Consider the following 16068-nt stretch of genomic DNA (forward strand, 5'->3'; position numbering starts at 1 on the left):
CTCCCGCCGCGGTGGCGGCAGAGAGCGGAGTCGCCCTTTGCTATCGGGGCCGGGAGCGTCTGCCGGCGCGCGCGGCGACCGCGAGATGGTGGGCCAGTTCCGCGTGGCCTTCGGCGGCGAGGCCGACGGTGACACGGATGTGCGGGCTCCGGCCGGGGCTGTCCTCGATCATGAATCCCGTGCCGGCTATCGCGCCGATGCCATGGCTGGCCAGGCTGATCAGGGCGGCCTGCTCATCGTGCACCGGCAGCCACAGGTTGATGCCGTCGCCTGGGCCGAGAGGGATGCCTTCGACGGCCAGGGCCTCGATAACCGCGTCGCGGCGTCTGCGGTATTCCTGTCTGGCGTGCCGTACCTGCGCGACGGAGTTCTCGTCCGTGAGCAGATTCAGCAGCAGGTGCTGCAGCAGGCGGCTGGTCCAGCCCTGGCCCAGCAGGCGCCGTTCGACGACTGGTCCGATCAGTGCCGCGGGTCCGCTCATCGCGGCCAGCCGCAGCTCGGGCCCGTACGCCTTGGAGAAGCTGTGGACGTGGACGGTGCGGTCGGGGAGCCAGGTGCCGAGGCTGACCGGCGCCGCCGCGGCGACGTCGCCGCCCGCGTCGTCCTCGACCACGACTGAGCCGGGGAAGTCGGTGAACACCGAAGCGAGTTCGGCGGCCCGCTGCGGGGTCCATGAAATGCCGGCCGGATTGTGGGCGCGGGGTTGCAGGAAGACCGCGGCGGGCCTGGTCTCGAGGGCGGCGCGCAGCCGGTCGGGCTGTGGCCCCTCGCCGTCCAGGGGAACGCCGATGACCTGCGTGCCCAGCACCTCGAGCAGGTCTATCAGGTGGGGGAAGGCCGGATCCTCCACCACCACGCGGTCGCCGATCCGCAGCAGCGAGGTGGCCAGCAGGTCCATGGCGTCCATCGCGCCGTCGACGACGGTCAGCTGGTCGACCGGGTACGGCCACCGTTCCCGCAGCAGCCCCTCGAGCGCGGGCAGCACCGAATCATCGAGGTACGCGCCCGGAGGCGTGGCGTGCAGCCGGCTCAGCGCGGGGACCAGGTCCGGGAGCAACGCCGGATCCGGCTCGCTCGTGGCCAGATCGAGCCCGAGGTCCGCCACTCGCCCGCCCGCCTGCCAGTAACGGCGCGGGCCGGTGGGACGAGGCTGGGCAACAGTGGTGCCGCGCCGGCCGTCGGCTTGCAGGACGCCGGAGCGGGCGAGCAGTTGCCAGGCGGCGTTGACCGTCGTCGGGGACAGGCCCAGGCCGTCGGCGACCTGCCTGACCGGCGGGAGTTTCGTGCCGGGTGTGAGCACTCCGTCCCTGATTGCCTCGTTGACCGCGCCTGCCAGACCTCGGGCGGTGTGTTCCGCCAGCCGTTCCTTGATCTCCACAATCACTTTTGTAACGTAACAAAAAGTGCTTTGTTTTGGCTAGTGCTGTCACGTAATCTGGCCGCCAGACGGCCAGTGATTTGTCTCTATGTCGTACTAAAACACCCCTTTTCTCACCTTTTGGGCGTGCCTCTGAAACGGAGAACCACATGAATGCTCGTGCGAGGCGGCGGACGCGCACCACGATCGCAGCGGTCGGCACGATCGCCGCGGTGGCGGCCCTTGCCGGCTGCGGTAGCAGCGGAAAAAGCTCCAGCGACATGACGGCGTCGATCACGGCCGACCCGGCGCTGACCGCGAAGGTACCGGCCGCCATCAGGTCGGCAGGCAAGATCGTGGTCGGCACGGACGCGACTTACGCGCCGAGCGAGTTCCTCGACACCGACGGCAAGACGGTGATCGGGTTCGACGTGGAGATCTTCGACGCGGTGGCGGCGAAGCTGGGCCTGAAGACCGAGTGGCAACCGGCGAAGTTCACGGACATCATCCCGGGCCTCAAGTCCACCAAGTACAACGTCGGTGTCTCGTCCTTCGCAGCGACCCAGGAGCGCATGAAGACGCTCAACATGGTCACCTACTTCTCCGCCGGCACTCGATGGGCACAGCGGCCAGGGGGCGCGATCGTCCCAGATGACACCTGTGGCAAGAAGATCGCGGTGCAGGTCGGCACCGTCTCACTGGACGACGCCACCGCCCGATCCAAGAAGTGCACCGCCTCCGGCAAGCCTGCCCTCGCCATCGACCAGTATCAGGCGCAGAGCGATGCGACCGCCGCGGTGGTCTCCGGCAAGGACGACGCGATGATCGCCGATGCGACGGTCACCGCGTACGCCGTCAAGCAGGCCGGCGGCAAGCTCGCCTTCGCCGGCGAAGAGTACGACGCCGCGCTCTACGCGTTCGTGCTGCCCAAGGACCAGACAGAGTTCGCAGGCGCGATCCAGGCCGCCGTGCGAGAGATCATCGCCGACGGCACCTACCGGAAGATCTTGGTGAAGTGGGGCGTCGAGGCCGGCTCGATCACCAAGCCAGCGGTGAACCCCTCCTCCTGAGCAGGAACGATGACACGACAAGCAAACTCCGACCGAGGGCGGCCTGAGCTGATCAAGGCCGTGCCCGTCCGGCACCCCTGGCGATGGGTCGCCGTCGCCGTGTTGATGGTGCTGGCCGCGATGTTCGTCAACGTGCTGGTGACGAACGAGAACTTCCAGTGGCGCTTCGTCTTCGAGGACGTCCTGTTCACCCCGCCGGTCCTGGAGGGCCTGCGCGGCACCGTCCTGCTGACCGTCTCCTCCATGCTGATCGGGGTGACGCTCGGCGTCCTGCTCGCGGTCATGCGCCTGTCCGCCAGCCCGGTCCTGCGGCTGATCTCCTGGGGGTACACCTGGTTCTTTCGGGCGGTCCCCCGGCTGGTCCTGGCGGTGCTCTTCGGCAACCTGGGAATCCTGTGGTCCAGGATCGGACTGGGCCTCCCCTTCGACCGCGAGCTCGGCGCGCTGTTCGGCATCCCCGACTTCCACGCCCAGTTCTGGAGCATCAACGCCACCGACCTGCTCACCGGATTCGTGGCGGGCATGCTCGCGCTGGGGCTCTCAGAGGCGGCCTACATGGCGGAGATCGTCCGGGCCGGCATCGAGGCGGTGGACTCGGGGCAATCAGAGGCCGCCCAGGCACTGGGACTGACCCGCGGCCTGACCCTGCGCCGCATCGTGTTGCCCCAGGCCATGCAGGTGATCGTGCCGCCGACCGGGAACGAGACCATCGCCATGCTCAAGGACACCTCCCTGGTGGCGTTCACACCGGTCAGCATGGAGCTGTTCTTCCAGTTGCAGGCGATCAGCTCACGCACCTATCAGGTGTTCCCCGTACTGGTGGCGGCGTGCCTGTGGTACCTGGTCCTGTCCAGCGCACTCATGGTCGTCCAGCACTTCGTGGAGCGGTACTTCTCCCGCGGCTACGGCACGAGGGCCCGGGCTCGGACCCGATCGCCGCGCCTGTCGTCCGCCCAGCCGGACACGACCGTGAGGAACACCGCATGAACGAGTTGATGGTCCTGGCCGACAACGTCCACAAGAGCTTCGGCCACCTGGAGGTGCTCAAGGGCGTCGACCTCGAGGTGCGCCCCGGCCAGGTGTGTGTGATCATCGGCGCTTCCGGCTGCGGCAAATCCACCCTCCTGCGGTGCGTCAACCACCTCGAAAAGATCAACGGGGGACGCATCCTGGTGGACGGCGAGCTGATCGGCTACCGCGAACGTGGCGGCGTGCTCCACGAAATGCGGGAGAAGGAGGTGGCCGCGCAACGACGCTCGATCGGGATGGTGTTCCAGCGTTTCAACCTGTTCCCGCACATGACGGCGCTCGACAACGTGATGGAGGCGCCGCTGCGGGTGGGCAGCGCGCCCAAGGACGAGGTCCGGCGGGACGCTGAGGCCCTGCTGCGCAGAGTCGGCCTCGGCGACAAGTTCGACACCTATCCCGCGCAGCTCTCCGGCGGTCAGCAGCAGCGGGTGGCCATCGCCAGGGCGCTGGCGATGCGGCCCAAGCTGATGCTCTTCGACGAACCGACCAGCGCGCTGGACCCGGAACTGGTGGGCGAGGTCCTCGACGTCATGAAGGACCTGGCCCGTGACGGAATGACCATGATTGTGGTGACCCACGAGATCGGTTTCGCCCGGGAGGTCGGCGACACGTTGGTCTTCATGGACGGCGGCGTCGTGGTCGAGTCGGGCCCACCCCGCCAGATCATCGCCAACCCCCAGCACGAACGCACCAAGGCCTTCCTCGCGAAAGTGCTGTGACACACGCCTAACTGGAGCATCCCCCTTGCAAACCCCGACCGTCTGGTCTGACCAGCGCATCAGCGCCACCATCTCCGCCTTGGCCGACAGGCTCTGGGAGATCAGCCTCGAACTGCACCGAAACCCGGAGCTGTCTCATCAGGAACACCGGGCGGCAGCGCTGCTCGCGGGCGAGCTCGAATCGTTCGGTTTCTCCGTCGAACGCGACGTGGCGGGGCTGGCCACAGCATTCGTCGGCAGCATCGGAAGCGGCGCCTCGCCGCGCGTGGCACTGCTTCTCGAGTACGACGCGCTACCCGGCCTGGGCCATGCCTGCGGCCACAATCTGATCGCCGCCGCCGGCCTAGGTGCCGCGCTCGCCCTGCAGCCGCTGATCCAGGCCACCAACGGCAGCCTGCTGGTGGTTGGCGCGCCGGCGGAGGAGGACGGTGGCGGGAAGATCGCCGAGGTCGAGGCAGGGGTCTTCGAAGGCGTCGACGCGGCGCTGATGTTCCACCCCGGCGTCCACAACTGGTCCTGGGCCCCGCTGACCGCCATGCTGGAACTGCGGGTCACCTTCCACGGCAAGGCCGCGCACCCCACCGGAAACCCGCAGGACGGCGTCGACGCGCTCAATGCCCTGATCCGGACCTTCAACGAACTGGACGTCCTGCGCCGGAGCCTGCCGAGCGGCTCACACGTACAGGGCATCATCACCCACGGTGGCGAGGTCACGAACATCATTCCCGACTTCGCACAGGGCCGCTTCGCCCTCCGCGCGTTGACGACGTCGGCGCTCGATCGCCTCGTGGACCAGGTCAGGGCCTGCGCCGAGGGGGCGGCCCGGGTGACGTCCGCCTCCGTGGTCATCGAGAACGAAGGCGCGACCTACGCCCACTTCCGCAGCAATCCCGTACTCGCCGGGACCTTCTCCCGGCACCTGGCCCGCCTCGGAATCTCGGCGACCGAACCCCAGCCCGGCGTCTACCTCGGATCATCCGACATCGGCAATGTCAGCACCACGGTGCCGACCATCCACCCGTTCCTCCAGATCCTCCCGCCGGACCACTCCGACCACACGCCGGACTTCGCCGCCGCAGCCGGCGGAGAGTACGGCAAGGCCGCCATGCTGGCCGCGGCCGAGGCGCTGGCGTGCACGGCGTTCGACGTGCTCAGCGACCCAGCCGTGGTGGAGCACGCCTGGACTGCCTTCAACGAACAAGCGGCAGCTGACCGGTCAGGGTAAGGGAGGCAACGCCCGACTTGCCCTGGCGACGCGTGGCCGGCCACCTGTAGCGCCCGGCCGACGCGCACTACGAGGACGACCTCGCTCTGGTGTCCGTCTGGGTCGGGCTGGTGGTGTGGTGTGACGGCGAGTGGTTCTGGTGGCGTGCTGGCTGGGATGACCACCGTGATCAAAAGCGGCCAATGGGTAAGGAGACGTCCATTACGCTTACTTGATCATCGGGCCCCGCCGTGGGCCGTCTCCAACGACAAGGTGCTGAAAAGTGGTCACGCGCGAAGAGATGGTCGCGGCATTCGGTGACGAAGGCCTGCTGCTGATGGACGTCGAGCGGTTCCGTGAGAAGGGGCTCTCGGAAGCGGACGCGCGGATCCTGGGCGAGGTCGGCCTGCCGGTACGCGCGGACCTGGCGTTCGACGCCGTCGTCACCGGTGAGCCGCGGCCGGGTTCGCTCGTGGTGTTCCGCACGGGCAGCGGGAACGTCGACGTCCTCATGCTCGGCGGGACGTCCGGAGACTCGGGCATGCGCTACTTCCTCGACCTCCGCGGCGGCGTCGTCGGCCTGCTCTCGCTCGACGGCGAGCCGCAGGCGGAGCAGGTCAACAGCTCCCTGGAGACGTTCGTCGACTTCCTCTACCGGCTCAGGCTGCGCCAGCAGGCGTTGAACGGCGAGTCCGCGGAGTTCGGGCAGCGCTACACGCAGGAGCTGTGGCTGTCGTTGAAGGAGCTCGATCCGGTCGCCTTCAGCGACGCCGAAGCCTGGTGGTCGATGGTGATGGACACCCTGATGGACCGGGACCTCATCGCCGAGACCCGCGCGTTCCTCCAGCAGCGCCGCGCGGAGGTCGCCGACACCCTGTCCACGGCGGCCGACGAGGGCCGCTCGCAGCGCGAGGGCTTCGACCGGGCTCTCAGCCGGCTGGAGAATGAAGGCTGGCAGATCGTCGACGCCGGGCGTTTCGCGTCCGACACCGAGTCTGGCGGCCTGCTGAGCCCGCCCGCCGACCTCGACGACCACTTCACGGCGGAGGGCGCGCTCGTCAAGGACGTCGCCATCGCGTGGAGGGGCGGGCTTCCCTCGGGCGTCCAGTCGGCGTTCGCTCGGGAGGGCCTCGTGCTCTCCGTTCCCGGGCAGTCGGACCGGAGCGACGTTGACGCGCTGCTGGAGATGGACGCCGAGGAGCTGAGCAAGCAGGCGGACGCCGCGATGGACGCGCTGTTCGCCGCGGTCCACGGGCTCGACAAGCCGGAGGAAGGGGTCGTCACCTGCCTGGCCACCGACGGGTCCTCCGACCTGTGCCGGATCGTGCGGGCGTTCGGCCGGCTCGCCGCGCACGGCTACATCGCCGAGCCCGACCTCTGGCCGGTCTCCTCTGGAGCCTGGCAACAGGTCTACGACGCGACCGAGGCCGGGCAGTCGCCCAAGGCCGTCTTCTGGACCACCCAGGCGCACACGTCCTGCTTCGACGCGCGCGGCGACCTGGTCGGCGAACTCGCGCTGCAGTGGGCCGGAGACCGGGACCTGATCGCGAAGGTGCTGGCCGAGACCGGGCTCGAGGTGCGGACTCCCGCGGACGACGGCACCACCTTCCTTCTCCGCCCGGCCTCGTAGGGCGACGGAGCCGCTAGATCGACAGGGCGATCCTGGTCAGAGAGGCGCGGACGACGTCCTCCGGCTGGTCCATGCTGCGCACGACGCCCCACTGGAGCGCCCCCAGCACGGCCCAGCCGCGCAGGCGGGCCTCGTTGCTCGGGTCGGGGCCGACGAGTTTGGCGAAGATCTCGTCGCTGAACGTTCGGATGGCCTCGCCCGTCGAGCCGGGCGGCGGGTCGTCGGCGCGGTTGATGTCCTCCATGAACAGGCGGATCACGGTGCGGTGCCGCACGGTGAAGGCGACCAGCGCCTCGACGAACGGCGGCCCGCTCAGGTCGGCGCCGAGCAGGGCGAGCATGTCGTCGGCGGCGGGCGCGATCAGCTCGGCGGCCAGCCGGTCCTTCGGGTGGAAGTGGTAGGCGACGGCGGTCTTGGTCAGGCCGACGGCCGCGGCGATGTCGGCCAGCGAGGTGGCCGCGTAGCCGCGCTCGGCGAACAGTTTCTTGGCTGCCGCCAGGATCCGGCTGCGGGTGTCGTTCCCGTCCTCGACTGTGGCCATCATCTCATTTCCGCGCGAGCTACAGCTTTCCCGATATTTCCCGTCTTATCGTAGGCCCTGTACGACCGTACAGGACGGCCGTCGAGGAGGGGGCACGGATGGCGGGCTTTCTGGGACGGCTGGGCGGCTGGTGTGCGCGGCACGGACGGATCGTGCTGGCGTTATGGGTGATCGCGGCAGTCGGGCTGATGGGCGGCAGCCTCGTGCTGGGCCGTCCGGTGAGCAACGACGTGAGCATCCCCGGCACCGACGCCCAGCGCGCGCACGACCTGATGCGGGACGGGTTCGGGCCCGGCTACGCCGCGGGCGGCACGGTGCAACTGGTTGTCTACTCCGACAAGGGCCCGCTCCTCGACAAGCGCGCGAAGCAGGCCGTGGACCAGGCCGTCGAGCGCATCCGCACGGTCCCCCACGTGGCGAAGGTCGACACGCCGTTCCGCAAGGGAGGAATCGCCTCGAACCTGCGCATCGGCGTCATCACCGTACGCATGCAGGGCCACGACAGCAGCAAGCTCGCCGAGACCACGCAGGCCCTGTCCAGGGCGGCCGACCCGGCGCGGGCCGCCGGCCTGGAGGTCGTGGCCGCCGACAGCTCGACCCCGGCCGACAAGGAGATCAAGACCGGGCCGAGCGAGATCATCGGCGTCGCCTGCGCGCTGCTGGTGCTGGTGTTCGCGTTCGGCACGCTCGCCGCCGCCCTGGTGCCGATCTTCACCGCGCTCGTCAGCGTCGCCGCGGGGCTGGGCGTGATCGGCCTGCTCGGGCATGTCGTGGACGTGCCCAAGCAGGCGGGCATCATGGCCACGATGATCGGGCTCGGCGTGGGCATCGACTACGCGCTGTTCCTGCTGTCCAGGCATCGCAAGCTGCTGTCCGAAGGGGTGCCCGTCCAGGAGTCCGTCCGGCGGACCGTGGCCAGTTCGGGCGGCGCGGTGGTGTTCGCCGGCGGCACCGTGATCATCGCGCTCAGCGCGCTCATGCTGGGCGGCTTCCCGCTGCTGCGCACGCTCGGCTGGATCACCGGCATCTCCGTGGTCTGCGCGGTGCTCACCTCGATCACGCTCGTCCCCGCCCTGCTCGGGCTGCTCGGACATCGCGTCAACGCGCTGCGGGTGCCGTTCCTCGGCAGGAACCGCGACTCGTCCGGGTGGGCCGGGCTCGGCGCGTGGGTCGCGCGCAGGCCCTGGCAGGTGCTGGTGGCCAGCGTGGTGGTGCTGGTCGCGCTCGCCGCGCCCGCCGTCGCCCTGAAGCTCGGGCCGCTCGACGACGGGTACGGCACGCAGGGCTCGCCGGCCCGCCGTGCCTACGAGTTGATGGCCGTCGGGTTCGGCCCCGGCAGCAACGGGCCGATGAGCGTGGTCGCCGAGCTGCCCCAGCCGGTCGCCGCCGCCAACGATCCGGTCGTGGACCAGCTCACCCGGGAGATCACCGCCGTGGGCGGGGTCGCGCACGTCGCCCCCGCCACGCTGAACACGTCCGGACGCGCCGTGCTGATCCAGGTGATCCCCTCCTACGCGCCCAGCGACACACGGGCGGCCGACGTGGTGCGCGACATCCGCGCCATCTCCCTGCCCGGGATGAAGGTGCACGTCGGCGGCAAGGTGGCGGCCCTGACCGACGCGGGCAACCGCATCTCCGACCGCACCCCGCTCGTCATCGGCGTGGTCGTGCTGCTCAGTGCCCTGCTCCTGCTGCTCGCCTTCCGCGCGCCCATCGTCGCGTTCAAGGCCGCGCTGATGAACCTCGTCTCGCTGGGCGCCGCGTTCGGCGCGCTCGCGCTGGTCTTCTCCATCGGGCTCGGCAGCGCGCTGGTCGGCATGGACGCGCCGGCGAGCTCGTCCTCCCTGGAAACCCTGTTCTTCACCGTGCCGATCGAGAGCTACGTCCCGTTGATGCTCTTCGCGGTGCTTTTCGGGCTGTCCATGGACTACGAGGTCTTCCTGCTGACGGCGGTTCGGCAGGCCTACCTCGGACACCGCGACAACGGACGCGCGGTCGCCGAGGGGCTGGGCTCGACCGGGCGGGTGATCACCTCGGCGGCGCTCATCATGGTGGCGGTGTTCGTGGCGTTCATCGCCTACCCGGACCCGATGGTGAAGACGTTCGGGGTGGGCCTGGCGGTCGCCATCGCCGTGGACGCCACCATCATCCGGGGGTTCCTGGTTCCGGCCACCATGGTGCTGCTCGGCCGGTTGAACTGGTGGTGCCCGCGCTGGCTCGACCGGCTGCTGCCGAACCTGTCGGTCGAGGGGCACGACGAGGAGGACGCCGCCACCCCGTCACCCGTCCGCGGCGGGGCTTTCACCCGGGTCTGACCGGGACGACCCCGCCCCGCGTGCGCGGGGCGGGGTCACCTGGCTGTCCGGGTCACGCCGGGGGCGTGCAGCTGTGGAAGCCGGTGGTGTATCCGTGCCGGAAGCCCTTACCGTAGGCGCCTCCGCCGGACATCGTGATGTTGTACGGCTTCTTGAGCTTGCAGTCCGACCGGCCTTCCATGTAGCCGGAGTTGTAGCCCCTGCGGTACTGCGCCTTCGCCGCCCGCTTCTTCGGAGGCTTGGCGATGCTCATGTCAGGGTCGGGGACCACCGCGCTCGCGCTGGTCACGGTCGTCTTCGCGGGGCTCGGGGCGGCCGAAGCAGGCGAGGCCGCGCCGAACGCGAGAGCGCTGAGAAGTGCCGGACAGGCCAGCATCACGACTCGCTTGGTGCGCATTCCTGTCTCCTTCATCTCCTTGCCGGGCTGCCCGCGGCGATCGCCATCGGGGTGGTGCTCCGGCATTCACCGTCAGCATGGCCAGCCCCCTGTCACCGCCGCGTGACGATGGCGTGACGGCGCTCGCCCTCACGGGCGACGCGCCGAGCGCAGCCCGGCGACGAGCTCGCACAGCCGGGCCGTCGGACGCAGGCCCATCTCGGCGTTCAGGCCCAGCTCGTAGAGCTGGAACTGCCTGAGCGCCTCGGCCTGGTTGCCCTCGGCGAGGTGCGCCTCGATGAGCGCCGCGCACGCGCTCTCCCGCAGCGGCTCCGCGTGCACGGCCAGGCTGGCGGCGGCGACGGCCTCGGCGTGCCGCCCGGCCTGGACGAACAGGGCCGACAGCGCCTCCAGGGCGTGCAACCGCAGCTGGTGCCACTGCTCGGCCTCGCCGAGCACCCACTCGTCGTACCAGCCGGGCAGCAGGCCGTGGGACAGCACCGTGATGGCCTGCGTGCTGAGGTCCGCGCCCTCGGTGGGCACCGCGGGATCGAGGATGCGCTGGGCCAGCGCCCTGGCCTCGTGGAAGTCCACGTCCGTGTCGGGCGACAGCCGGATCTCGGTCGTGCCGACGTGCAGCATCCGGCGTCCGACGCCGTCGAGGCGGGCGAGCGCGGAGCGCAGGCTGGCGTACGCGCGCCGCTCCGGCGCGTCGGGCCAGAGGGTGGCCGCCATCAGGTTCCGCGAGACGGCCTGGCAGCCGAGGGCCAGGAACGCGAGCAGGCGCTCGGAGCCGTTCGAGACGGTGATCTGGTCGTCGCCGGACAGGAGCCGGAATCCGCCCAGGAGTGTGAGGCGGAGAGGGTGCTGGCTGCTCTTCACCATCCTCAGTCCCTTCACAGTGCGGGATAAGAATCGCTCGGTCGCAGCCCTTCCATCGCCCACCACGATACCTATCCTGTTTGGCCTGAATTATGGCGGTTTGCGGTGTAACGGGCTTCTCTGGCGCGGGTCGGCGGTGCGGAAATCCCCGCCGCGAGCAGGGCTGGGCAAACTCCGGCTCGCGTGACGGAGATGTAGATCTTCGCGCCGGTCGGCACAGCCACGCCAGAATGGCCGGGTGAACCGTGAAGCTGTCGCAGTCGCCGTCCTGGTCGCCGAAGAGCACGGGATCCGCGTTCGGGAGCCGGTGATCCTCAAGGACTCGTACAACCTGCGCGTCCACCTGCGTCCCGCGCCGGTCGTCGCGCGGGTGCCGACGGTCACCGCGGGCCGCGCGCTGGCCGAGCTGCACGAGGCGCTGCGCGGGTTCCCCGGCGAGCTGCCCCGTCTCGGGCCGGTGCTCGACGAGCCCGCGCACCTGCTCCGCCTGCTCGCCGGGTCGCTCGAACCGTCCGAGCTGGGGCTGCTCCGCGACGAGCACGCGCGGCTCGCGTCGCTACTGGGCGAGGAGCCGGCGCAGGCGGTCCACGGTGACGCGCATCCGGGGAACCTGCTCGCCACGCCCGGCGGGCTGCTGTGGAACGACTTCGAGGAGACCATGACCGCGCCCGCCGGCTGGGACCTGGCCTGCCTGCTGCGCACCGGCAGGCTCGACGGCCGGGAGGCGGTGCGCGCGTACGGGGCGGACCCGGACGACCCGCGCCTCCTGCTGTACGCGGAGGCGCGAGCCCTACAGGGCACGGTGTGGCAGCTCGCCAAGGCGGTGCGATTCCCCGACTTCGCTCCTACGGCTCGCGATGCCCTCGCGTCGTGGCGGCGGTCAGCGGCCGGCCCGAGCGGCGCCACCCGGTGAGCCCGCCCTCCAGGGGACGAGCCCGCAGGCCGCGCTCCCGCAGGAGGCGGACCGCCTTGGGGGAGACCACGCAGTACGGGCCGCCGCAGTAGGCGACGATCTCGGCGTCCTCGGGCAGGTCGGCCAGGCGGTGCCGCAGCTCCGACAGCGGCACCGAGACCGCCCCCGGGACGTGCCCCTCGGCGTACGCGGCCGCCGACCGCACGTCGACGATCACGGTGTCGGGGTCGTCGAGGCGGGCGGCCAGCTCGTCCGCGGTCACGCCCGCCACGGAGTCCAGGTGCTCCGACACCGCGTCGCGCAGGTCGGCCAGCCGTTCGTGCGCGAACTCCTGGAACCGGCCGAGGAAACGCGAGACCTGCTCGCCGGCTACCCGGTAGTACACCCTGGTGCCGTCCCTGCGGCTGGTGACCAGGTGCGCCGCGTGGAGCTGCTGCAGCTGGGCCGAGGTGTTCTTGAGCGCCACGCCCGCCGCCTCGGCCAGCTCCTCGACCGTGCGCTCCCGCTCGTCGAGGACGTCGAGCAGGCGCAGCCGCACCGGGTTCGACAGGGCCTTGCCGATACGGGCGAGCTGCCGGTAGATCGGCTCTTCCGGGAATCCGGCCATCACACCATGTACTGGTCGTGCCGGAGGTACAGCTCTGTCCACTCGTCCGGGGTGAGCTGGCGGCCCGTGTTCGCGATGTCGGCCAGCTCCTCGAAGTAGGCCTCCCTCGGCGCGCCGGGGGTGAAGAGGATCAGCATGGACGCGGGCTCGCCCGACTCGTTGCGGAACGCGTGCACGCCGCCCTCCGGCACGAACAGGAAGTCGCCCGGCTTGCCGGTGACCCACTTGTCACCGTTGTAGAGCTGGATCGCGCCGTCGAGGACGTAGAAGGACTCGGTGATCGTCCGGTGGAAGTGCGGGCTCGGGCCTGACGGGCGCGGGCCCATCTCCCACCGGTACAGCCCGAACGCGCCGTTCGTGGAGCTTCCGGTGCCCAGGTAGTGCACCTCGGTGCCCTTGTAGAGGCGCTCTTCGGTCCCCTTGGCCATCCTCAGGTCAGGTGGCGTGTCGCCGGGCCGGACCACCCCGCTGACCTCACCGGACTCACCCAGATAGCGCTTCTCGGGATACGACACGAAAGCCTCCTCTATTCTTCTAACGTTCTTTAGAATAGCAGGATGGCTGGGTGGTTCCGTAGAGAGCAGGCAGGTCGACCAGCAACACCTGCGGGTCCTCCTGCGCGACGGCCTTGAGCTCGTCGTCGAAACCGTTCCCGCTGTAGCAGGTCAGGACGGTGTCGCCGGTGTCGTACCCCTTCGCCTCCAGCAGGTCCTTCGCCTGGCGTAGCCGGTCGAGATGGCGCAGGCCCATGACCTTGCCCCATTTCGCCTCACCCAGGGAGCGCACGGCTCGCGGTTCGTTGGCGAAAGCCGGAGACAGCACGGCGACGTCGACCTGGATCCTGCGCTCCTTCCTGCCGCGCCCTCCCGGCTCGGTGACCGTCCCCGAGGCCACTTCTCCCACGGCGCCGAAGAGCTCCTCACCGTGCCTGGACGCGAACTCGCGGCAGAGCGTCTCGAAATGCGGCCCCATGATCGCGGATGAGAAACGCTCGCGTGCGCGATCCCACACCTGCTCCGCATGGCCCGTCGTAAGGGCCGCCCACTCGGGACGCATGATCGCCTGGTAGAAGGCGATGATCGGCTCGGAGATCCGGTAACACGTGGACGTGCTCTGGAAGGCGTCGCGCTCCTTGGTCACCAGCCCGCAGTCCTCCAGCACGTGCAGCGGGTGCGCGATGTCGGAGGACTTGTAGCCGATGTGCCCGGCGATACGGCCCCATGTGTGATGACCTGTGGCGATCGCCGAGAGGACCGAGTGGTAGAGAGCGGGGTCTCGAATATCGGCCTCCTCTGCGAGCAGATATCTTCCCTCGCGGAAAAGGGGCCGCTCGCGGTTCAGCACGGTGCGGACCACCCATGAGTCGAAGTCCTCGAGCGATCGTGGTACGTCGGAGGCCACGAACTCGTCCCGGTACGCCGGGGTGCCGCCCACGATGCTGTGAACCAGGGCCGCGAGGCGCGGATCGGCGATGCCCCAGAACTCCGCGGCCTCGCGGAAGGTCAGCGGCTGGACGACGAGTTCCAGCCGAGCCCTGCCCCGCAGCGGAGCCTGGCCGGAGAGCACCTTGCCCATCACTGACAGGGCCGAGCCGCAGATCAGCACTCTGGCGTTGCTTGTTCCGCGGTGGGTCCTGCCTCGCAGGTCGATCTCCTGCTTGAGGATGGACGGCAGGGCCGGATTCGCCTTCATCAGGTACGGGAACTCGTCGATCACCAACGGCGTCGGTCGCTCTCCTGGAAGCGAGAACATGAAGGTCAACGCGTCGCGCCAGTCGGCGAACGGCAGGCCGACAGGGGAGCCCGTGTGCCGCCCGAGCGCCATCCCGAAGAGTCGGAGGAGCTCGATGTCGGTGCCTTCGGTGGCTTCGAAGTAGAAGCCGCCCAGTTCTTCTGCCAAGGCTCGCAGCAGGTACGTCTTGCCTTGACGGCGTCGACCGCTCACCACTCCGAAGGCCACCTCCGGCTGGGTGCCTGTGGCGAACTCGGTCAGGCTCGCCCACTCCTGCGTGCGATGGGAGATGTAAGCGGGTTTGACCACCATGTGCGACTCCGTGATTACTGAAGTACAGTTCACTTGACTGTACTTCAGTGGATGTCTGTCGTGGTCGAGTCTCAGAAGACGATCACTGTTCGGGCGACGGTGCCCTGGCGGACGTGGGTCACCGCCTCGTTGATCTGGTCCAGCGGGAGGCGCTCCGTGATGAGGGCGTCGAGGTCCAGGCGGCCGCGCAGGTACTGGTCGGCGAGCATCGGGAGGTCGCGGTGCGGGGCCGCGTCGCCGCCCTGGGTGCCCATGAGGCGGCGGGAGGAGAACAGGAGGGCGCTGTCCAGTTCCACGGGGTGGCCCGCGGGCGGGCTGCCCACCATGACGGTCGTGCCCCCGGGCTGGGTGGACGCGAAGCACTGGGCGAGGACTCCGGGGGCGCCCGTCGCGTCGAAGGCGTACTCGACGCCGCCGTTGACCACGTCCGACACCTCTCGCGGCAGGTCGGCGGGGACGATCGTGTGGGTGGCGCCGAAGCGCTCGGCCAGCTTGAGCTTCTGCTCCGCCACGTCGGCGGCGATGATCGTCGTCGCCCCCGCCAGCACCGCGCCCTGGATGACGTTGAGCCCGACGCCGCCGCAGCCCGCCACCAGGACGCTGGAGCCGGGCGCGACCTTGGCGACGTTCAGGACGGCGCCGACTCCCGTGATCACGCCGCAGGCCAGGAGGCAGGCGGCGGCGAAGTCGGCGTGCCGGGCGAGCTTCACGCACATGGGCTCGGTGACCACGGCGTACTCGGCGAAGGAGCCGATGCCGATGAACCTGCGGGTCTCCTCGCCGTCCAGGCGCACACGGGGGCGTCCGCCCATGATGGCGGTCAGCCTGGCGGGGCCGGAGCAGAGGTGGAAGAGCCCGGCGCCGCACTTGCGGCACCTGCCGCAGGGGCCGTTCATCGAGATGATCACGTGGTCGCCCGGTTTGACGGTGGTCACCCCCTCGCCGACGCTCTCGACGATCCCGGCGCTCTCGTGTCCCAGGATGAAGGGGAGGGCGTTGACGACGGGGCTCTTGCCGTCGATGGCCTTCAGGTCGGAGCCGCACACGCCGGACGCCTTGATCTGGACCCGCACCTCGCCCGGCCCCGGTTCGTCGATCTCGACCTCGCGGACCCGCATCGGCTGGTTGAAATCGGTGAGGACGGCTGCGCGCATCAGCATGCGCTCACGCTAGCCCGGCGGTCAGGATTCGAGCAAGCGGTTGCTCGGTAGATTGACGCCTTCGGCCCGCTCATCGTTCCGTCACAGACTATGGCTTGGGGTGGAGTCGGCCACCACCTCGCGGACGACCGACGGCCCGCCGGGGTTGGTCCCCTGGAAGCCCGCTGTGGCCGGGGGGTCGGGCGCGAGCCAGGGACATTGACACCCTCGACCGGCGAATCT

General features: G+C 69.7%; 15 protein-coding genes. 7 read left to right on the forward strand and 8 right to left on the reverse strand.

From position 1 onward, the window contains the following. Positions 1-40: 40 nt before the first annotated feature. Complete coding sequence (locus tag ABT294_RS11470; protein WP_350805220.1) at positions 41-1384, reverse strand: aminotransferase class I/II-fold pyridoxal phosphate-dependent enzyme; 1344 nt, start codon at positions 1382-1384, stop codon at positions 41-43. 143 nt (positions 1385-1527) lie between these two features. On the opposite strand from ABT294_RS11470, the gene ABT294_RS11475 reads away from it, so the two are divergent. From ABT294_RS11475 to ABT294_RS11495, 5 genes are all read left to right on the forward strand, one after another. Next, complete coding sequence (locus ABT294_RS11475) at positions 1528-2427, forward strand: ABC transporter substrate-binding protein (protein ID WP_350805221.1); 900 nt, start codon at positions 1528-1530, stop codon at positions 2425-2427. A 9-nt stretch (positions 2428-2436) separates the two neighbouring features. Then, positions 2437-3414: an amino acid ABC transporter permease gene (locus tag ABT294_RS11480; RefSeq protein WP_350805223.1), complete on the forward strand. Its 978-nt coding sequence runs from the start codon at positions 2437-2439 to the stop codon at positions 3412-3414. Continuing rightward, complete coding sequence (locus ABT294_RS11485; protein ID WP_350805225.1) at positions 3411-4175, forward strand: amino acid ABC transporter ATP-binding protein; 765 nt, start codon at positions 3411-3413, stop codon at positions 4173-4175. The genes ABT294_RS11480 and ABT294_RS11485 overlap by 4 nt, the downstream gene beginning before the upstream one ends. 79 nt (positions 4176-4254) lie before the next feature. Beyond that, the gene (locus ABT294_RS11490; protein WP_350805226.1) at positions 4255-5400 is read left to right on the forward strand and encodes an amidohydrolase; all 1146 of its coding nucleotides are present in this window, start codon (positions 4255-4257) and stop codon (positions 5398-5400) included. 262 nt (positions 5401-5662) lie between these two features. After that, positions 5663-7009 carry an SUKH-4 family immunity protein gene (locus ABT294_RS11495; protein WP_350805227.1) on the forward strand — a complete coding sequence of 449 codons (1347 nt, stop codon included), beginning with the start codon at positions 5663-5665 and terminating at the stop codon, positions 7007-7009. Positions 7010-7022: 13 nt separating this feature from the next. Here the strand turns inward: ABT294_RS11495 and ABT294_RS11500 are convergent, their stop codons facing one another. Then, positions 7023-7553, reverse strand: coding sequence for a TetR/AcrR family transcriptional regulator (locus tag ABT294_RS11500; protein WP_350805228.1), 531 nt, complete (start codon positions 7551-7553; stop codon positions 7023-7025). A gap of 95 nt (positions 7554-7648) precedes the next feature. Here ABT294_RS11500 and ABT294_RS11505 point away from each other — a divergent pair, with 95 nt between their 5' ends. Beyond that, positions 7649-9865: an MMPL family transporter gene (locus tag ABT294_RS11505; RefSeq protein ID WP_350805229.1), complete on the forward strand. Its 2217-nt coding sequence runs from the start codon at positions 7649-7651 to the stop codon at positions 9863-9865. A gap of 52 nt (positions 9866-9917) precedes the next feature. Here ABT294_RS11505 and ABT294_RS11510 read toward each other — a convergent pair whose 3' ends face one another. Beyond that, entirely contained in the window at positions 9918-10262 is a 345-nt protein-coding gene (locus ABT294_RS11510) for a hypothetical protein (RefSeq protein WP_350805230.1), read from the reverse strand. A 129-nt stretch (positions 10263-10391) separates the two neighbouring features. Next, positions 10392-11126, reverse strand: coding sequence for an AfsR/SARP family transcriptional regulator (locus tag ABT294_RS11515; RefSeq protein ID WP_350805231.1), 735 nt, complete (start codon positions 11124-11126; stop codon positions 10392-10394). Between the two features lie 235 nt (positions 11127-11361). Here ABT294_RS11515 and ABT294_RS11520 point away from each other — a divergent pair, with 235 nt between their 5' ends. Next, complete coding sequence (locus ABT294_RS11520; RefSeq protein ID WP_350805233.1) at positions 11362-12036, forward strand: phosphotransferase family protein; 675 nt, start codon at positions 11362-11364, stop codon at positions 12034-12036. On the opposite strand, the gene ABT294_RS11525 is transcribed toward ABT294_RS11520, so the two are convergent. From ABT294_RS11525 to ABT294_RS11540, 4 genes are all read right to left on the reverse strand, one after another. Continuing rightward, positions 11969-12643 (reverse strand): ArsR/SmtB family transcription factor, encoded by a 675-nt coding sequence (locus ABT294_RS11525; protein ID WP_350805235.1) that lies wholly within the window; start codon positions 12641-12643, stop codon positions 11969-11971. The genes ABT294_RS11520 and ABT294_RS11525 overlap by 68 nt on opposite strands. Then, positions 12643-13158, reverse strand: coding sequence for a cupin domain-containing protein (locus tag ABT294_RS11530; protein WP_350805236.1), 516 nt, complete (start codon positions 13156-13158; stop codon positions 12643-12645). The genes ABT294_RS11525 and ABT294_RS11530 overlap by 1 nt, the downstream gene beginning before the upstream one ends. Before the next feature lie 19 nt (positions 13159-13177). Further along, positions 13178-14686, reverse strand: a complete 1509-nt coding sequence (locus ABT294_RS11535; RefSeq protein ID WP_350805237.1) for an AAA family ATPase — start codon at positions 14684-14686, stop codon at positions 13178-13180. Positions 14687-14757: 71 nt separating this feature from the next. Next, positions 14758-15846, reverse strand: coding sequence for an alcohol dehydrogenase catalytic domain-containing protein (locus ABT294_RS11540; RefSeq protein ID WP_350805239.1), 1089 nt, complete (start codon positions 15844-15846; stop codon positions 14758-14760). Between the last annotated feature and the right edge of the window lie 222 nt (positions 15847-16068).

It is taken from the genome of Nonomuraea sp. NPDC000554, from assembly GCF_040300065.1.
Lineage (GTDB): Bacteria > Actinomycetota > Actinomycetes > Streptosporangiales > Streptosporangiaceae > Nonomuraea.